The organism is Bacillus sp. AY18-3, assembly GCF_008042305.1.
Taxonomy (GTDB): domain Bacteria; phylum Bacillota; class Bacilli; order Bacillales; family Bacillaceae_G; genus Bacillus_A; species Bacillus_A wiedmannii.
In genome coordinates, this window is sequence record NZ_QKQR01000013.1 from 111,214 (window position 1) to 130,481 (window position 19,268).

At 37.3% G+C, this 19,268-nt stretch carries 15 protein-coding genes; 7 read left to right on the top strand and 8 right to left on the bottom strand.

What is annotated here, in order from left to right:
• Positions 1 to 638: 638 nt before the first annotated feature.
• The 5 genes from odhA (at position 639) to DM800_RS12165 (ending at position 10,447) form a co-directional block, all read left to right on the top strand.
• A complete protein-coding gene (gene odhA, locus DM800_RS12145) occupies positions 639 to 3,506 on the top strand; it encodes a 2-oxoglutarate dehydrogenase E1 component (RefSeq protein WP_087984773.1) in 2,868 nt (955 codons plus the stop codon).
• A gap of 132 nt (positions 3,507 to 3,638) precedes the next feature.
• Positions 3,639 to 4,898 carry a 2-oxoglutarate dehydrogenase complex dihydrolipoyllysine-residue succinyltransferase gene (gene odhB, locus DM800_RS12150; protein ID WP_147786890.1) on the top strand — a complete coding sequence of 420 codons (1,260 nt, stop codon included), beginning with the start codon at positions 3,639 to 3,641 and terminating at the stop codon, positions 4,896 to 4,898.
• A 125-nt stretch (positions 4,899 to 5,023) separates the two neighbouring features.
• Complete coding sequence (locus tag DM800_RS12155) at positions 5,024 to 6,943, top strand: putative thiazole-containing bacteriocin maturation protein (protein WP_087984772.1); 1,920 nt, start codon at positions 5,024 to 5,026, stop codon at positions 6,941 to 6,943.
• On the top strand, positions 6,940 to 8,889 hold the full coding sequence (locus DM800_RS12160; protein ID WP_087984771.1) for a TOMM precursor leader peptide-binding protein: 1,950 nt from the start codon (positions 6,940 to 6,942) through the stop codon (positions 8,887 to 8,889). The genes DM800_RS12155 and DM800_RS12160 overlap by 4 nt, the downstream gene beginning before the upstream one ends.
• A 16-nt stretch (positions 8,890 to 8,905) precedes the next feature.
• Complete coding sequence (locus DM800_RS12165; RefSeq protein WP_087984770.1) at positions 8,906 to 10,447, top strand: SagB family peptide dehydrogenase; 1,542 nt, start codon at positions 8,906 to 8,908, stop codon at positions 10,445 to 10,447.
• A 30-nt stretch (positions 10,448 to 10,477) separates the two neighbouring features.
• On the opposite strand, the gene DM800_RS12170 is transcribed toward DM800_RS12165, so the two are convergent.
• From DM800_RS12170 to DM800_RS12180, 3 genes are all read right to left on the bottom strand, one after another.
• A complete protein-coding gene (locus DM800_RS12170) occupies positions 10,478 to 10,888 on the bottom strand; it encodes a DUF3908 family protein (protein WP_075308507.1) in 411 nt (136 codons plus the stop codon).
• Positions 10,889 to 11,187: 299 nt separating this feature from the next.
• A complete protein-coding gene (locus tag DM800_RS12175; RefSeq protein ID WP_087984769.1) occupies positions 11,188 to 11,676 on the bottom strand; it encodes a GNAT family N-acetyltransferase in 489 nt (162 codons plus the stop codon).
• Positions 11,677 to 11,776: 100 nt separating this feature from the next.
• Positions 11,777 to 13,111, bottom strand: a complete 1,335-nt coding sequence (locus DM800_RS12180) for an FAD-dependent oxidoreductase (RefSeq protein WP_147786891.1) — start codon at positions 13,109 to 13,111, stop codon at positions 11,777 to 11,779.
• 199 nt (positions 13,112 to 13,310) lie between these two features.
• Between DM800_RS12180 and DM800_RS12185 the strand changes: the two genes are divergently transcribed.
• Positions 13,311 to 13,742, top strand: coding sequence for a hypothetical protein (locus tag DM800_RS12185; RefSeq protein WP_147786892.1), 432 nt, complete (start codon positions 13,311 to 13,313; stop codon positions 13,740 to 13,742).
• Between the two features lie 43 nt (positions 13,743 to 13,785).
• Here DM800_RS12185 and DM800_RS12190 read toward each other — a convergent pair whose 3' ends face one another.
• Both DM800_RS12190 and DM800_RS12195 read right to left on the bottom strand, forming a co-directional pair.
• Positions 13,786 to 15,021: a TcaA 3rd/4th domain-containing protein gene (locus DM800_RS12190; RefSeq protein WP_147786893.1), complete on the bottom strand. Its 1,236-nt coding sequence runs from the start codon at positions 15,019 to 15,021 to the stop codon at positions 13,786 to 13,788.
• Positions 15,022 to 15,040: 19 nt separating this feature from the next.
• On the bottom strand, positions 15,041 to 15,826 hold the full coding sequence (locus tag DM800_RS12195; protein WP_147786894.1) for a zinc ribbon domain-containing protein: 786 nt from the start codon (positions 15,824 to 15,826) through the stop codon (positions 15,041 to 15,043).
• A 198-nt stretch (positions 15,827 to 16,024) separates the two neighbouring features.
• Between DM800_RS12195 and DM800_RS12200 the strand changes: the two genes are divergently transcribed.
• Positions 16,025 to 16,858 carry a hypothetical protein gene (locus DM800_RS12200; protein WP_097907860.1) on the top strand — a complete coding sequence of 278 codons (834 nt, stop codon included), beginning with the start codon at positions 16,025 to 16,027 and terminating at the stop codon, positions 16,856 to 16,858.
• A gap of 45 nt (positions 16,859 to 16,903) precedes the next feature.
• Here DM800_RS12200 and DM800_RS12205 read toward each other — a convergent pair whose 3' ends face one another.
• The 3 genes from DM800_RS12205 to DM800_RS12215 all read right to left on the bottom strand — a co-directional run bounded on the left by DM800_RS12205 (position 16,904) and on the right by DM800_RS12215 (position 19,267).
• Positions 16,904 to 17,875, bottom strand: a complete 972-nt coding sequence (locus tag DM800_RS12205) for a DUF4179 domain-containing protein (protein WP_147786895.1) — start codon at positions 17,873 to 17,875, stop codon at positions 16,904 to 16,906.
• A 4-nt stretch (positions 17,876 to 17,879) separates the two neighbouring features.
• Positions 17,880 to 18,419, bottom strand: a complete 540-nt coding sequence (locus DM800_RS12210) for a sigma-70 family RNA polymerase sigma factor (protein WP_147786896.1) — start codon at positions 18,417 to 18,419, stop codon at positions 17,880 to 17,882.
• Between the two features lie 164 nt (positions 18,420 to 18,583).
• Complete coding sequence (locus tag DM800_RS12215) at positions 18,584 to 19,267, bottom strand: DUF2278 family protein (protein ID WP_147786897.1); 684 nt, start codon at positions 19,265 to 19,267, stop codon at positions 18,584 to 18,586.
• Position 19,268 lies beyond the last annotated feature (1 nt).

Sequence of the window (19,268 nt, forward strand, 5' to 3'; positions counted from 1 at the left end):
TCTTTTTTTTAAATTTAATATCTCCCTATTTGTTTTATCCTTTTAAAATATTTCATTTATCTCTTTATTCCACAAAATGCGTTATTGGTTTTACGGTGTTTTTCGGCATATTTATAGAAACTAACTGTTTATGAAGCATTTTTTATGTTTAGCAACTTTTTTTGTAGAAATCCTTCACTTTCCTTTCAATATTTAACACTATCTAAATAAAGTTTACGATAAATTCATAATTTTTTATTTTTTATACTATATTCCGTTATATTGTTGTATAATATCAATGAAAGCGCTTATTATTTCAATATACATAATTCGAACTCATTTTTATCGAAACATTCTAATTATTATGCTTATATTTACATGCAACGATTTTAGTTATTCGTGTAGGTATACCAAATATATCCACCCCATTTTTCTGTGAAATTACTTTATAACATGAAAGATTAACTTGGGTGATAAGTTATTGTGAATGTTTTTTTACAAAACAGATAAGTAATAGTGTTTGGTATTATGTAAATTATTGTAATAACATAAGAATAAAGAAAACATTTACATTGATTGTTGGTTCATCAATTATTGAAAAGAGCAAAATGCACCTTTTGTTTGGAAAAAGGATTATATGCATTGGGAGGTTTAAACAAATGACGAGGAAGAATACAACGACAAACCCTTGGGCCAAGTTCCATGGTCCGAACCTTGGTTATGTTATTGAGCAGTATGATCTTTACGTAACTGGAGCAGGTTCTGTTGATCCGGAATTACAAGAGCTTTTTGAAATTTTTGGAGCTCCTTCGTTTCAAGATGATGTCGTAACAGGGGACAACACAGCAACACATTTTTCTCCTCAAAACACAGGGAACATTGAAAAAATTCTTAAAGTCGTTCAGCTTGTTGAACAAATTCGTTCATTCGGGCATACGTTGGCTCACATCAATCCGATGGAAGATGCTGCTAATGGACAATCTCTTCTTGAGAAAGCAATGAACGAACTGAGCGATGCTGACTTGAAAGCGATTCCAGCGAAAACAGTATGGCAAGATGCACCAGAAGGTATTCACACTGCACTTGATGTAATTCATAGATTAAAAGACGTTTATACAAAATCTTTAGCTTATGAATTTTCTCATATACAAGATAGTGAAGAACGCGCGTGGTTGCATCAAATGGTGGAATCAAATTCATTGCGTCAACCACTATCAAATAAAAAACGAACTGCTCTTTTAAAACGTTTAACAGCTGTTGAAGGTTTCGAGCAATTCTTGCATAAAACATTCGTTGGGCAAAAGCGTTTCTCTATCGAGGGCGTTGATATGCTTGTACCTGTTCTAGATGAAATTGTTCTCGAAGGTGCAAAGGGCGGCGTAGAAGATGTCATGATTGGTATGGCTCACCGCGGTCGTCTAAGCGTACTTGCACACGTATTAGAAAAACCATATAGTCACATGTTTGCTGAGTTCAAACATGCAAAAATAGAAGGCGCAGTGGCAAATTCTGGCTGGACTGGCGACGTGAAATACCATTTAGGTAGAGAACAAGTCGTTAGTAACGAAGAAGTTAGCACTCGCGTTACATTAGCAAATAACCCAAGTCACCTTGAGTTCGTTAACCCTGTTGTAGAAGGTTTTGCACGTGCGGCTCAAGAGAATCGTAAAAAATCGGGTCTTCCAGAACAAGATACTTCAAAATCATTCGTAATTTTAGTTCATGGTGATGCTGCATTCCCTGGTCAAGGTATTGTATCTGAAACGTTGAACTTAAGCAGATTGAACGCGTACCAAACAGGTGGAACAATTCATGTTATCGCAAACAATGCAGTTGGCTTTACGACTGATAGCTATGATTCTCGTTCTACGAAATATTCAAGTGACCTTGCAAAAGGTTTCGATATTCCGATTGTTCACGTGAACGCTGATGATCCAGAAGCTTGTCTTGCTGCTGCTAACCTTGCGATTCAATATCGTACATTGTTCAAAAAAGACTTCTTAATCGATTTAATTGGTTACCGCCGCTACGGTCATAACGAAATGGATGACCCAGCAGTTACGCAACCACAAGTGTACAAAAAGATTAAAAATCACCCAACTGTAAGAGCGATTTATGCAGATCAATTACAAGCTGCTGGTGTTCTAAATGCAGATGAGGTTGAAACAATGACTCAGTTTATACAAGAGCAATTAAAATCTGACTATGCACAAGTGCCGCCAGCTGATACGAGCGCTGCAACAATTGACGTTAAAGTGCCAGATGTTGTTGCAAAAGGCATTCAGCCAATTGATACTGGTGTTGAGATTGACTCACTTCGTGCAATTAATGAAGGTCTATTATCTTGGCCAGAAGGCTTTAACGTATATCCGAAAGTAAAGAAAATTCTTGAACGCCGTAAAGACGCTCTTGAAGAGAACGGTAAAATTGAATGGGCACTTGCTGAGTCATTAGCATTCGCTTCTATTTTACAAGAAGGTACGCCAATTCGTTTAACTGGTCAAGATTCACAGCGTGGTACATTCGCGCACCGTCATATCGTATTACACGATACTGATACAAATGAAACATATTCACCATTACATCGCTTACCAAACATTAATGCATCCTTCTCTGTTCATAACAGTCCGTTATCAGAAGCTGCTGTTGTTGGTTACGAGTATGGTTATAACGTATTCGCTCCAGAAACTCTTGTTATGTGGGAAGCGCAATATGGTGACTTCTCAAATACTGCGCAAGCATTATTTGATCAATATGTTTCAGCAGGAAGAGCAAAATGGGGTCAAAAATCTGGTTTAGTTCTTCTATTACCGCACGGTTATGAAGGTCAAGGACCAGAGCATTCTAGTGCACGTCCAGAGCGATTCTTACAGTTAGCCGCTGAGAATAACTGGACAGTTGCAAACTTAACGAGCGCGGCACAATACTTCCATATTTTACGTCGTCAAGCATCTATCTTAGGAACAGACGCTGTTCGACCATTAGTATTGATGACGCCAAAGAGTTTATTACGTCACCCACTTACGCTTTCCACTGCTAGTCAGTTAAGCGAAGGACGTTTCCAACCTGCTCTAGAACAAGAAAACCTTGGCATGAAACCAACTAAAGTAAAACGTCTTGTTTTAAGCACAGGTAAAATGGCGATTGACTTAGCAGCAGAAATTGAGTCTGGTAAACATGAGTATAACTTAGATGAAGTTCATGTCGTTCGTATTGAACAGCTGTACCCATTCCCTGCTGAGAAAGTTCAATCTATTATTAAACGCTTTAAAAACTTAGAAGAAATTATTTGGGTTCAAGAAGAACCTCGTAATATGGGCGCATGGCATTACATGGCTCCAATTCTGTTCGAACTTGCTGGAGATAAAGTGAAAACTGGTTACATTGGACGCCCAGATCGCTCTAGCCCATCTGGTGGCGATCCATTCGCTCACAAAGCTGAGCAAGAACTAATTGTTGCACACGCTTTAGATGTGAAGTATAACTTCCGTCAAGATAAACAAGAAATTGAAGTTTTCAGCAACTGAAAGTAATAATGAAGGTTTCTAGCTTGCTCCCCGGACAGATATTCTGCCCGGGGGCAGGCTAACAAATGGAGATTACCGAAGACAAAAGAAGAAAAAACACACCGTTAGGCAAATAAGGGGAGGACATTTAAAATGATCGAAATTAAAGTACCTGAGCTTGCAGAATCTATTACTGAAGGAACTATCTCACAATGGCTTATCAACGTAGGCGACAAAGTTGAGAAAGGTGGCAGCGTTGTTGAGCTTGAAACTGATAAAGTCAATGTAGAAATCATTGCAGAAGATTCAGGTATTGTATCGAAGTTACTAGGCGAACCTGGGGATACAGTTGAAGTTGGTGCAACTATCGCAATTTTAGATGCAAACGGAGCACCAGTTGCAGTAAGTACACCTGCACCGGCTGCTGAACAGCCAAAACAAGAAACAACTGAAGCACCGAAAGCTACGGCACCAAATGCTGAGCAAACTACAACTTTACAAGGTTTACCGAATACGAACCGTCCTATCGCATCACCAGCTGCTAGAAAAATGGCTCGTGAATTAGGTATCGACTTAAACGACGTACGTAGCACAGATCCACTTGGACGTGTGAGACCACACGATGTACAAGCTCATGCTGCCGCACCAAAAGAAGCACCAGCTGCTCCAAAAAGTCCAGCTCCTGCTCCAGTTGCAAAAACGGAATTCGAAAAACCAGTTGAGCGCGTGAAAATGTCCCGCCGCCGTCAAACAATTGCAAAACGCCTTGTAGAAGTTCAACAAACATCTGCAATGTTAACAACATTTAACGAAGTTGATATGACTGCAATCATGGAATTACGTAAAGAGCGTAAAGATGCTTTCGAGAAAAAACATGATGTACGTCTTGGCTTCATGTCATTCTTCACAAAAGCAGTTGTTGCAGCATTAAAACAATTCCCATTATTAAATGCTGAAATTCAAGGCGATGAGCTTATCATTAAAAAATTCTATGATATCGGTATTGCAGTAGCAGCTCCAGATGGATTAGTTGTTCCAGTTGTACGCGATGCTAACCAATTAAACTTCGCTGAAATCGAAAGCGAAATTCGTAATTTAGGTATGAAAGCACGTGATAACAAACTTTCATTAAAAGAGTTACAAGGTGGTACATTCACAATTACAAACGGTGGTGTATTCGGTTCTCTAATGTCAACACCAATCCTAAACAGCCCACAAGTAGGTATTTTAGGAATGCACAAAATCCAAGTACGTCCAGTTGCAATTGATGCAGAACGTATGGAAAACCGTCCAATGATGTACATCGCTTTATCTTACGATCACCGTATTGTTGATGGTAAAGAAGCGGTTAGCTTCCTTGTTGCTGTTAAAGATATGCTTGAAGATCCAAAATCATTATTATTAGAAGGTTGATAGATTAATAATCTATTACAGGCTGTAGAATGAATTATTCTACAGCCTTTTTTTATTGCATTCATATGGGACAAATTTCATTACATAAGCTAATAATGTATGCCTAAAACGTAAGGAGGATTAAAATGAATAACCTTCCAATTGATGCAAAACTTAAAGCAAATAAGGATACTTTTTTCCTCCCCGACTCAAACGGGGGTGTCTATTTTCGAAATAATGCCAGTTCATTTCGTATGGACGGTGATGGAATTTACAACTGGATTGAAAAATTAATGCCAATGTTTAACGGGAATTATTCTTTAGCAGAAATAACCGATGGTCTCCCTCTCCCCTATCAAAATCGTGTATTTGAAATTGGAGAGATTTTATATGAAAATGGTTTCGTTCGGGATGTAAGTCAAGATGCACCTCATGAATTAAATAGCGCATTACTTGATAGATACGCTTCACAAATTGAATTTTTAGAAGCTGATTCTCATTCAGGCGCTCTAAAATTCGAAACGTATCGCGCGGCAAACGTCCTTATAATTGGTTCTGGAGATATGCTTACTTCCTTAGTTTCTTCTTTATTAGAATCAGGATTACCTACCTTTCATTACCTTGTTACAGATTATGAGGAAACAAATTACGATCGCATTCATGAGCTAGTAGAACTTGCACATGAAGTTGATGATCATGTCCTAGTTCAGGAAATAGACACGACAATTGATCGTCCCCTGCATGAAGTGTTCGAGCCTTTCGACTGGATTTTGTATGTTTCTCAAAATGGAGATATTGAAGGCCTAAGAGCAGTTCACACGATTTGTAGAGAAGTAGGAAAGAACTTCATACCTGCCGTCTGTTTATCAGCACTTGGTATAGCCGGCCCTATCGTAACAGCTAATCGTGAAGAATGCTGGGAATCCGCATGGCATCGGCTACATGAAACGACTTTACAAAATGAACATTCATCAGCATCATTTTCACCACTTCCATCTGCAATGTTAGCAAATATAATCGTATTTGAATTACTTAAGCATGTCGCTGATGATTCCTACCGAGAAAAAGAACCACAATTCTTTTTATTAAATTACGAAACACTCGAAGGAGCATGGCATCCTTTTATAAAACATCCTCTCGCAACTGATGAAAGTTTTACAATTGATACGATAGAAAATCTTTCTGAACAACTTGAGCAGCGGTCCAACCAACATACCTCAACTGATTTATTCCGCTTTTTCGACTCATTAACTTCTAAAGAAGCTGGTTTATTCCATGTATGGGATGAACAAGATTCATATCAATTACCGTTATCACAATGCCATATTCAAGTAGCTACTCCACTATCAGATGGTCCTGCTTCCCTCCTGCCTCTTATGACTTGTGGTGGTTTAACTCATAATGAAGCGCGCCGAGAAGCTGGTTTAGCAGGAATTGAAACATATGTAGCGGAAATTATGCACCGCCTTATTCCTGAACATAATGATATCGGTATTGGCGCTGGAGAAACGATGACAGAAGGTGTATACCGGGCGCTACAACAACATTTAAATAATAAATTGTATGAGCGGCAGTCACATATGCTAGAAGAAATTACGACGATTGATTTAACTGCAATTCATGATAAACATTGTAGATTTTATTACGATGCTCTCTCTACAATTCATGAAACACCTAAAATAGCAGTAAGTGAAGAGATTCTCAGCTTTCCTGTCGTTTGGGTCGGTATAAATGATCGCTGGTACGGTGCATCTAATATTAATATGACGTTAGCCTTACGAAACGCACTACAACTATCACTTCTTCATATTCAAAATGAAGAGACTCCTTATAGAGCTAATATCTTGCCTGAATCATCGATTATTTTATATGATACTGATTCTTTTAGATTAGAAATACAAGAAGAAGGAGAAATTCCAAGCACGCAATCTGTGCAGCTTGCCTTGCAACATTTAGAAGAACATAATTTTTATCCATTCGTGTTTGATTTAGCCATTGAATCATTTTTGAAAGAAAACTTAGATGGTGTGTACGGTGTATTAATTGCAAAGGAGGACAGTCTATGACTCAAAATATATTGCTTATAGGAGATGGCTTACTTGCAAACTATGTACATGATCAACTATGCAAACAATATTCTATCATTCGCCAACATAACCTTACAGAAGAACTCCCTGAAAATATTCATCTCGCTCTCGTATTACATGATGGCTCTCCTTCTACTATTCATCATGATGCCGAGCTAATGTTTCGATCGAATCATATTCCATGGCTACGTGCATTCACTTCATTTGGTGAAGGTATTATCGGTCCTTACATTCATCCTCTTGCAACTGGCTGTTCCAACTGCTCTGATGGACGCCGATTTATCGCTGGATTTGATCAACAAGAAATGTGGGCACTACAGCGGAAATATGCGTTAAAGGCAGATAATGTAACAAGGCGTGATGTACGTGCCACCCAAAATGGTATGTTACAAATGTGCCATCTTATTCGTGCAGAAACAGAGAAAATATTAACTCATAACCATTCTTCTTTAGAAAATGAACTCATTTTACTAAACTTACAAACACTGCAATGTACGCGGCATTCTTTTCTTCCCGATCCGCTCTGCCCTGTATGTAGCAATTTGCCTGATGATACGGCAGATGCAGCAGCGATTTCGTTACAACCGAGCTTAAAAACAAGCGAAGCAGCATATCGCTGTCGTTCCATTCATGAACTAAACACATTTTTAACGAGAGATTATTTAGATTATCGCGTCGGTATGTTGAACGGAAAAATGCAGCATTCTTTATTACCATTTGCTGACGTTATTATAAACATGCCATTAATGTTTGGAAATGAAGGTGTTGCAGGCCGAACTCATTCATTTGCAATGAGTGAAGCGACTGCTATTTTAGAAGGTTTAGAACGATATTGTGGTATGTCACCTCGAGGAAAAAAGACAAATGTACACGGCAGTTTTCGTGAGTTAGAGGATCATGCACTTAATCCCCTCTTGCTCGGTGTACATACAAATGAACATTATAATCGTAATAGTTTTCCGTTTAAACCGTTTGATCCTGACTATGAACAAAACTGGGTATGGGGCTACTCTTTATTACAAAACCGGCCACTTTTAGTTCCTGAATCAATTGCTTATTATAGCCTCGGTCATCGAGATGCTTTCGTGTATGAAACATCAAATGGATGTGCAATTGGTGGTAGTTTAGAAGAAGCAATTTTTCATGGCATTTTAGAAATTGTAGAGCGTGACGCCTTTTTGCTCACTTGGTATGCGGAATTACCTCTCCCTCGCCTTGATCTTAGTTCAGCAAATGATACGGAATTACAATTAATGATTCAGCGGCTGTACACGATTACTGGGTATGAATTACATGCTTTTAACGCAACGATGGAACACGGTATCCCAAGCTTATGGGTAATTGCGAAAAATACGCGTGAAAATGGAATGAACGTTGTTTGTGCGGGAGGCTCTCATTTAGACCCTGTCCGCGCTTTAAAGAGTGCCATCCATGAAATAGCAGGCATGTTACTAATAGCAGACGATGAACTCGAACAAAAAAGAGAGCACTACGAAAACTGCTTACAAGACCCTTATCTCGTAAATAAAATGGAAGACCATAGTATGCTGTACGGATTAAAAGAAGCAGAAGAACGTCTTCACTTTCTTTTACGTGACGATGCCCCGGTGCAATCGTTCCAAGAAATGAATGCATTACAATCAGTTGATCTAGATTTAACATCCGATCTTCATCAACTTTTAAACCGCCTGCAGCAATCTGGACTTGACGTAATCGTTGTAGATCAAACAGTACCTCTTATAGAAAAAAACGGATTACATTGCGTAAAAGTCATTATTCCAGGCATGTTACCGATGACGTTCGGTCACCATCTCATTCGAGTTACAGGACTGGATAGAGTATATACTGTGCCGATGACACTTGGATATACAAACGAACCTTTAACGAATGAACAATTAAATCCACATCCGCATCCGTTTCCATAGTAAAGGAGGGGATTTTATGCAGCTGGATACTTTTTTACATCATCTCCATTTTTCTATCGATGAAATTATGCCGAATCATGAAGTGGACTGGGAAGATGCACCGCTTCCTTATAAATTATACCGAAATGTACCTATCATTCCTCTCTCTTTAGAAATCCCATTATCTTTACCTAACTCTTCTACTACACCTACTTTGAAGGAGATTGGTCATTACCTTTGGTCCTCATTTGGTTTAACACAGTTATGTCAGCTAAATAGCGAAAAAATTTTATTCCGAAGATCTATCCCTTCAGGCGGCGCTTTATATCCAAATGAATTGTATATATATTTAAAGATCGATGATTATCCAGACGGTATTTACCATTACGACGCTGCGCACCACCGACTTATTTTACTTCGCGAAGGAAATTTCGATTCTTACATTACAGAAGCACTTGGCAACCGTTGTAACATACAGTCTTGTTTTGGCGCTGCATTCGTATCCACTATGTTTTGGAAAAACTACTTTAAATACAATAATTTTTCGTATCGACTTCAAGGATTAGATAGTGGTGTTCTCATCGGACAATTACTTGCATGTGCCAAACAATTCGGTTACACAAATGGCGTATACTTTCAGTTTCTAGACCGTGCAATCAATCGTTTACTCGGACTGTCAGAAGGCGAAGAAAGTGTGTATGCTGTCGTTCCTTTAAGTACAGAACCGCAAACGAATTGGTTTCACAATGATTACCGTGAAAATAAAACAGTTACTTCTCATGAGTTGTTACAGCAAATTCCGCCGTTAGCACACGAACATTTCGTTCGCTCAAAACATGTAAATGAATATCCAATGTTAACAAAAATAAATGAAGCTTCTATGATTGAATCGACAGCACACTTCCAAACACTACATCATGAAGAGCACTATCAACATCATGCGCACGCTGTACAGTTGCCGCAAGTAGAACGGTTATCGTATGATTTCTTACAACTTTGTAAAGAACGGTATTCCCCTGATGCTGACTTTACTTTCACGAAATGGGATACAGCCGAGCTCGCTACTTTACTACAAGAAGCAAGTCTCTCCTTCCCTTATTACAACGACCTTGATGGTCAGTATGTAAATGAAAATGCACGGGTCTCATTATATGGATGTTTTTATAACGTAAAAGATATAGAGAACGGTGCTTATTCTTATAACAGTAAAACACATTCCATACAGCCACTTCGATATGGAGACCTTCGTTATCCCCTTCAATCCAGTATGACGATGGATAATGTAAACCTTTTTCAAGTACCGCTTTGCCTACATGTAGTCGGAAAGAAAGATTACTATACAAATGCATTAGGCTATAGAGGATATCGTATTCACCAAATGGAAGCTGGCATACTCGTTCATAAACTCGTTTTCGCCGCAACCGCGATGGGGATGGGCGGGCATCCATTACTAAGTTTTAATACAAATTCATGTGATCAGTTATACGGGATAGATACTGGAAATGAAACGTCTCTCATTCAAATTCCTGTTGGGGCGTATCGAGCGCGGAATTGGTTAAAAGGGGATTTGCGTAATTAGAAGCACGCCGGTGGACGGCGTGCTTTTTTACTAGATTAATTTAAAAATACTCTTAATTTGTCTCGCGAATAACCAATTTTTCGTACCGTAGTTATCATTTAAACTATCTAAATTGATAGATTTCCCGTTAGCAAACTTTAATTCTAACGTTGTATTTTTGTCATTTGTTTTTAAGTTGCTATGTGTAATTGCTTCATACTTTAATTTTTCGATTTCAACATATTCATCTTTTTCTTGTCCAATCACGACATGATCTTGGAAGAAGAACAATACTTCTACTTTCTTACCGAAACAAAATACATTTTTCGTATAAATTAATGTCGCATTATCAAGTCCGACGCATACTTCTTTCATTTCTTCAACAACGTTTCCAAAGTCTTCTTCTTGTCTTGCGTTTGATTCAGCAATCCATTCTTCGATTGTTTTCATGTTAATTGCCATACTGTGCCCCCTGGTTCGATCATTGCTTTATTAAAAAATAAATACTATATGAAAATATAAGCGATAAGTACTATGTTTTCAAGGGCGAACGGTATATTCGAAATAAAGTGAAACTTTAATTAGTGGGGGTTTTCTTCATCCCCCACTGATTATCAGCCTTCACCAATCGGGCTTTTACGGGCAGCCCGCCCCCCACTTAGCTTCTTTGCTTTCGCTGAATTTTGAGGTGGGGGTCTTACTGCCCGTTAATGCAGGATAAAGTTAAATTTCAAATTAATCTACTAGAGGCACCGATTTCATTATATTTTAAACGTTTGAACGAGACATTCTTCATCATCGATTAACTGTGTTTTTTCATCAAATTCGATGTTTAGCTCCCTATATACTTTCTTCCAAAAAGAAACAGCTGGTACATTTTTCACAAGTTCGATAACGAAATATTGTCCTCGTTTCTCTTTTAGTACATTCTCAATAACTTGTTTACCGATTCCTTTTCCCTTGTACTGATTCAATATGAAAATGTCATTAATACAAAAGTCATTTTCTTTTTTCAAAAATGGACGTTCCAGTAGTAATAAAAATCCTACAATATCATTATTACTTTTAATAAAATACGGAGTGATTCCGTCATTTTCCCAAAACATGTACAAATCTTCGTATTCAAAAAATCCATTTGCCCCAATCTTTATATTAGGAGTGAATGTAGAGAGGTCATGAAGATATAGTGCATATAAATTACGTAATATTTCTTTTTCTGATTCTTGAACTGTTTGAAGTGTTACAAACATTTTTAATGATCCCCTTCCCTATATATAACTATTTCCAATTCGCTTCTTTCGCCAAAAATAATGATTCCCCTTTAACGAAAAAAATAGCACTTAAAAAGTGCTATTCTGCTCTCCTTGCCGCTTGCTGAATTGGATCCCAAACGCTGTTATATGGTGGTGCGTAACTTAAGTCGACATCTTCTAAATCGTGAATGCTCATTTTATTGAAAAGTGCCATTGCGATCACATCAATTCGTTTATCTACACCTTCTTCTCCAATTACTTGTCCACCTAATAATTGTTTCGTGTCAGAACGATATAATAATTTCAAGTAAAGTGGTTTCGCATTAGGATAATAGCCCGCCATATTTGTGGAGTCTACTTTGACTGTTTTATACGGAATATGTAGCCCTTTTGCTTCTTTTTCATTTAAACCTGTTCTTGCAAGCGTCAAATCCATAAATTTAATAATACCTGTACCTAACGTACCTTTAAATGCTCTTCGTTTATCAAGCATATTCAGTCCAGCAAGTCGCCCTTGTTTATTGGCAGTCGTTCCGAGCGGGATATGATCATGAATTTCCTTTATAACATGGTAATGCGTTGCGCAATCACCAGCTGCATATACGTCCTGCACATTCGTTTGCATATATGCATTTACTTCGATTGCCCCTTTATAATTTGTACGTATATTTGTTCCTTCAAGAAAATCAGTATTCGGCTTCACTCCAACCGATACTAAAACAAGATCTGCTTTATACGTACCTTTATCCGTTTCAATTTGTTCCACTCTTTCATTTCCTTTAAATGCTTTCACATTTTCATTCGTTAAAATTTCAATATTGTGTTTATCTGCTTCTTTATGTATATATTCAGCCATATCTGCATCATAAATCGTACCGATATGATCATTTCGCTCAATCATTCTTACTTTCTTACCAAGTTCGACGAATGTTTCTGCCATCTCCAGTCCAATCGCACCACCGCCAATAATGGTTACATCTTCAACTTTATTCGTTTCTAGCGTTTTTAATATACGCTCAGCATCTGGAATTGTTTTTAAAAGATGAACGCCTTGCAAATCTCGACCTTCCCATTCTGGCATAACAGGACGTACGCCAGTCGCGATTAATAATCGATCGTACGGAAATTCAAAAACATCTTTCGTCTTCGTATGCTCTGCGTACACGATTTTCTTTTCTGTATCTATTTTCGTTACTTCATGTCGTACTTTCGCATCAATGCCATATTTATCACGAAACGTCTTCACATTGCGCGCGACTAATTTTTCCGTTGAAGCAATAGCACCACTAATGACATACGGCAATCCACACTGCGCGTACGAATAAATTTCACCTTTTTCTAACGTTACAACATTTGCATTTTCATCGTTTCTAACAATTTGCATAGCTGCACTCATACCAGCTGCATCTCCGCCAATAATGACATAGTTCACTTTACCACTCCTTCTTTTCTACATACTCTTTACGTTTTCCATATTTTTCAGAAATAACACCTACTTCTATTGTAAAGAAAGAGCATTTCATCTTCAAATTTGGTGCACAAACCTATGCCTGAATAGGTAGCCGTCGTGTCTTATAAACAACATGTTTAATATGCTATAACAGTAACGATCGAAAGTAGGTGAAACATACATGTGCGCCGGCCTTCTCGCCCAGCTTCCAGAAGAACCGCAAGAACCAAAAGAACCGAAACCCGCCCTCTCACTTGACCAAGAATTTTCTATTAATGCAACAATCTACAGCGCTCGTGCTTGGTTATCTAACGATGATACGTTTGCACAAGATATTTGGAAAGCTACCCAATTCGCTTCAGCATCACATGCTGGCAAATCCATCTTTCCAGTCGGTTCCGTTAAAATTTTGAACTTTTCTGATGATACAATAACTGTTACTGCTTCGCCAGATTCGGATCATGCGCTCAAAATAGTTGTACCACCCCATTCCGAGGCAGCTCTAACGTCTGGTCCTTTATCACATATACAAGCTAGTACATCAGGAGGATCAAGTAAAGTCACATTTCTCTTTCACATCTTTTTCTCAAGGGATCCTGGTTCAGATAAATAACCATAAAAAAGGTACAGTTATGCACTGTACCTTTTTCACGTGTTTATTCTCTTGATTTGATCAATTCAACATTATAAGTTTCAATATCTGTTAGCTTTCCTGTAAAATACGTATTTTCTCTATACCAAGACTGTTTTGAAAAGTACGCTTGCATATCTTTCGTTTGAAAAATATGTCCATGTCTTGCGTATATTTCATTTCTAGCAATTTTCAACTGTTCTTTCGATAAATATGTTAATTCTGCACTCGTTAGTTTTCGAATATCACTATCCGGGAAGATGAAACCATTATATCCATACCGAGTCGTAGGCGGCGGAGTAACATTGTAAACAACTGGTTTTTCCGCACTTTTCTTTTGGAATGGAAGATTATAAGACGGAAGTGCAGTTACCGTTTCTACCTTCGTCGTTTCCCTTCCGTTTTCTCCATTTCGTTCTAAATAAATCGTCGCACTTCCATCAGTTGCTACAGGCCCCCATGTAATTTCTTCTCCTGCCAGCGCTGTAACTGGTTTTTGATTCACATACAATGTTGCACCAGGCACGTTCGTTTGAACCGTAATATATTGTCCTTGCAACGTTAAATCTATCGTTACGTTATTTTGACCTTGTTTCATAAGTACAACCTTTTCTTCACGTGATAGTTTCACATAATCATTTTTATATTCTGCTTGAAACACTTGAGTTCCTGGAAGAAACGGTCCATATTGCTTCTCAAACTTTTTGTCATCTGTTTTATCTATTTCTTTTCCGTTCATTTTTAAAGATGTACCTTTTTCATTTGTAAGCAATGTCGTATAATACGTCTTCGCTTTCAATTTATACCGATCAAATAAAAAGAAATACTTTCCGTCTTTCGTTAACGAAAAGTCTGCTCTTTCGATTCCGTTCCCTTGTTTTTCACCTATCCTCAACTGTTCTTTCAATTCATTCACATAAGGTGGATTTTCTTTTATATACGAAAATAGTGGCATTAGACTCTCTCTCGTTACAGTAACTGATGGATCATCTGCCGTGACGATTTCAGCTAACTTCTCCCCGTTCCTCTCTTGTAAAATAGTAATGATCCGATCTACTTGTGCCGCCTGCTTATAATACGATGATCCGTACAAATACAGTCCAACAATCACTACAGCAAGTAATGTTAAAATTGTAATGCCAACCTTTGTACCGCTGCTCATTTTCTTCTTTACTGCAAGACTCTCCCTCTTCCTCCCGCAGTTTTGACAAAATTGCACACCGTCTTCAATCTGAGTCCCACACTTTGTACATACATTCATCCATTCAACCACCTTTTCTTTAGAGGCCAGTTAATCCCTGTGTAAAGATTTGAATTATCGTGCTAATGTAAGACCACAGTACAATGAATGTTGCAATTCCAATGAAAATATTTGCGATAAAAAGAGTGTAAACAAGATCTAATCCACCGTTATCTAGTTTTACTGTAGCTACAATTATACTAATTCCCATATATGTTGTAGCCAGCCCTAATAAAATTGGTAAGAAAAAGATTAATAAAAAGCTAAACAGAAAAGAAAGCACTAATATAGCAATTACCGGAGTTGCTATCGTTCCCCATATTCCAAATACTTCAAGAAACGAAAAAGATGATTTCATCATCTTCCCACTGACAAAAATAATAAATCCGACAAATAAAGTTAAAATAAGTAAAAATAAAAAGACCGTTACAGAGTCCAAAAAGAATGTAGGAGTAGATATATCTGGTGCAAATGTTTTTGTAACAGCTGCTGCAGCACTCATCATTCTATAAAAAATACATGCCCCTAAAAAACAAATAAGAACAAGACTTACAATTCCATTTCGTACTTCAACCTTGCCACTTTTCATAATAGCTGTCGGTGCTTGTAATGCGTGTTTAAAAAACTGAAAGTAGCCACTTGCAAACCGCTTCGCTTGCTCTACCGTTTCATTTGATCGAGTTTCCTCTGCTGGTGCTACGCGTGCTTGTTGCTCACCTTCCTCCTGTGCACCACTCGCTACGGCTTCCTCCGTCAACGAATGTCCACAATTCCCGCAAAATTTTGCCTCTGCTGTATTTTCCGTATGACACGCCGGACATTTCATTATCGCATCCCCCCCCTTAAGCAGATACCATATAGGGTGTTACAAATTCAATATATGACTTTGTACATAAAACATGACTACAAGAAAAAGATTATGAAATCCTTCTTTCAAATGAAAATATATGTGCTAGCAATCTTGAAAAATAATGCTATTATGAAACAGAACAAATAACATTTTTAACAGATTGGATGACTGGTAATGGAATTAGTAAACTCAATTTTTCAAATACTCCTTACAAGCGTAATCCAATTATTTTCTTTAATTGGCGTTATCATTGTAATTGGATTTCTATTAGGTTATTTAGAATCTCTCACACGCATGTATTGGTCGAGAGCTTTCGGAAGAAAAGGATTCCTTTTAACGGCGTGGATTGGTGTTCCTATTCATGAACTTGGACATGCCATTATGTGTGTACTATTTCGTCATAAAATTGTAGCAACGCAGTTTTTCCCAACAGATACAAGCCAAGGTGCTTTAGGCTACGTACAACATCAATACAATCAAAAAAGTGTATATCAACGAATTGGGAACTTCTTCATTGGAATCGGTCCTATTATTTCCGGTATTACTGCGTTAATCCTTTTAATGCGCTATTTCGTACCAAATTCATATTTCTTATTTAATACAACCCTCGAAAAAACAATCGCTTCTACTTCTATTAATATAGAAATGGTTCAAAACATGCTTTTATCGACGTTTGTATTATTGAAAAGCTTATTTACAATAAGTAATTTATTAAATCCTTCTTTTTGGTTATTTTTATTTATCGCCATTTGTATTTCTGCACATATCGCTTTAAGTAAACCAGATATTAAAGGATCAATAGACGGTGTTATCGTCATGTTTATCCTATTATTTTTATTCAATATAATAGCAGGACTATTTCAGTACGACAGTAACCAGCTAATCGGCAAAGTGATGAAGTATAATATGTACCTCATCGCATTTTCTAGTGTGGCACTACTATTTTCTTGTATTTCTACACTTGTTAGTTTTGGGTTTTATAAAATAAGAGGAGGGCGTTCGTTTTGAACGCTCTCTTCTATTTTCAGATGACTATTTATCCGATTTAATAAGCTATTGAATTGGAATAGATGGCCCAATTACTTCGTTTTCTTTCCCCGAATACGGTACAAGTAAATATTTTCCTACCGATACATTAATTCCATCGAATCTACTAAAAGAAATGTCTCCTTCTTTATTCGATGCAAATGCCTCTTTACATATATATGTTTTTCCAGATTCTGATTCAATTTTAAAATAAATATCTTCATTTGTACTTTGTGTTACATCATAATAAATTGTTGTAGAAATCGGTGTTGAAACTACTTTTTTAACATTTACTTTATTGCCATCGGATAAAACAATTGTTTCATTTAAATCAAACGTCTGCTTCTCTTTCATCAACTGAGCTTGCGATACTTCAATATCAAATATCCATGGTTGCTCAATTACAGTATCCCTGTTGAATGTATCATAAGTAATTTCGATTTGAAGTTCGTCAGTTTTTGGCATTTCACTTAACTCAACACCACCGTAGATTGTATACATAGAATGATTTACTTCAATTGATTGTGCATCCTTTGTACTAGAAAAGTCACGGCCATTTATTCGTACCTGTGGGATTAAATATGTTTGATAATCAAATTCCACACCCTTCGCTGGCTCAAATGTTGAACTGATGAGTAGTTTATTATCATCAACTAGTACCTCATTTAAAGTCAGTTTACCGTATTTATTTTCAGCAGTTTTTCCAATAGCTGTTTTATAGGGAGAATAGTCCCGCGGTTGCTGTTCATCAAGATATTTTTCAATCAATCCAGCAATAAATGGAGTATTTGCTAAAGAAGATTGTCCAAGTGGGACTGTAATACTGACCATTAACATGCAAGCTGCTGCAACTCCGAACCATCTTTTTGACTGTTTGTTTTTCCGGAGCTTATTTTTCACACGTTTTCCCCACTTCTTTTCCTCTAATTTGGTTAAGGGAATCTCTTCAAACTCTGTGATGTCCAGCTGAATATCATTTAACTCTTTATAAATAGACATGCCCTCACACTCCATTTTTAAAAATAAAAATCTGTTTGAGCTTTTTTCTTCCACGTGACAGTTTGTTATGAATCCATGACTCTTTCACATTAAGGTGGGATGCAATTTCACGAGACGGTACACCTTCTAGATAATACTTTTCAAAAATGTTCCGCTCCGTTGCTGACAGTTCACTGAGCAATTCTTGTACGTCTAAGAAATCGTTTTGTCTTCTTTGTTCTTGATACAGACGATCATTAATCTCCGTACAGACAGTTTGTTGCCGATTTCTCGTATTTTTCCGCTGATAATCAATTGCTCGATATTTAGCAATGGCTGCTATCCATTGTTTAAACGTATTTTTACTTGGATCGAATGAGTCGACATGAAACCAGATAGCTAGTAATACATCATCTAAACATTCTTCATAATCTTGTTGATTACTCTGTACATATCTTTTAATGATAGCGCTGAGTAAACTGCCGTATGTTTGAATAATAAACGTAACGCTTTTCTCATTACGTTTTTTTATTTGTTGCACAACATTTTCTTCCGTTATCTTCAAAGCTAGACCTCCTTGTACTGCTAATTGATACCTACTTTCTAATACGAATAAAAATCAATAACTCTATCAAGATTTTTAATATTGCATACATAATCCCACCACTATATACCATTCATGTTGTTTACAATGAGAAGAGCTAGTTCATTACGAACTAGCTCTTCTCATCACTTATTGTTCTTATAATCACAATGCTCAACCGGAACACGAGCATGTCCTTCTTCATCAGTACACCATGACTGTGATTGGAAGGCAAGAAAGATACCGATCCATTCTTCTTCCTTTTCAAAGTGAATAAGTATTCCCCCGTCTTGCCATATACCATTATCACCTTTCCATTTCTCTACATTCCCTTGATTCATATGAATATCGTGTATACCGTTTCCTGGCTCGAAATGAAAGTAAGAATCAGGTGTATTTTCTTCTGGTCCCCATCTTTCACCGAACGCATAAATAATTGCTTTTTCTTCTATCGCTCGTTTTATATAACGCTCTATTTTTTCATTTAAATCATTATCCACTCCTGCTTTTTCAGCTGGTAAAGGAATCATTTGCTTCGAATCAAATACATTACCTCTTACGTAGTCTAAAGCTACTTTCGGCTCATTGTTTTTAACTTCTGTAAAACCGAATGGTAATGTCGGTAAAATGTGAATCGCCTCTGACCGAATATCGGTACTCGCAAAATATAAAACCTCTGACGGATAACTTTGCGATTTCACGTTAATTGCAATACGATAATCTACTCCTGTCTCTCCCTGTAAATGAACTTGATAATGAGGTGTTTTCCCTTTTCCAATCTTTGATTGTATAACTGTACCTTTTAACACACCGTAGTTTTTTAGGGGCATA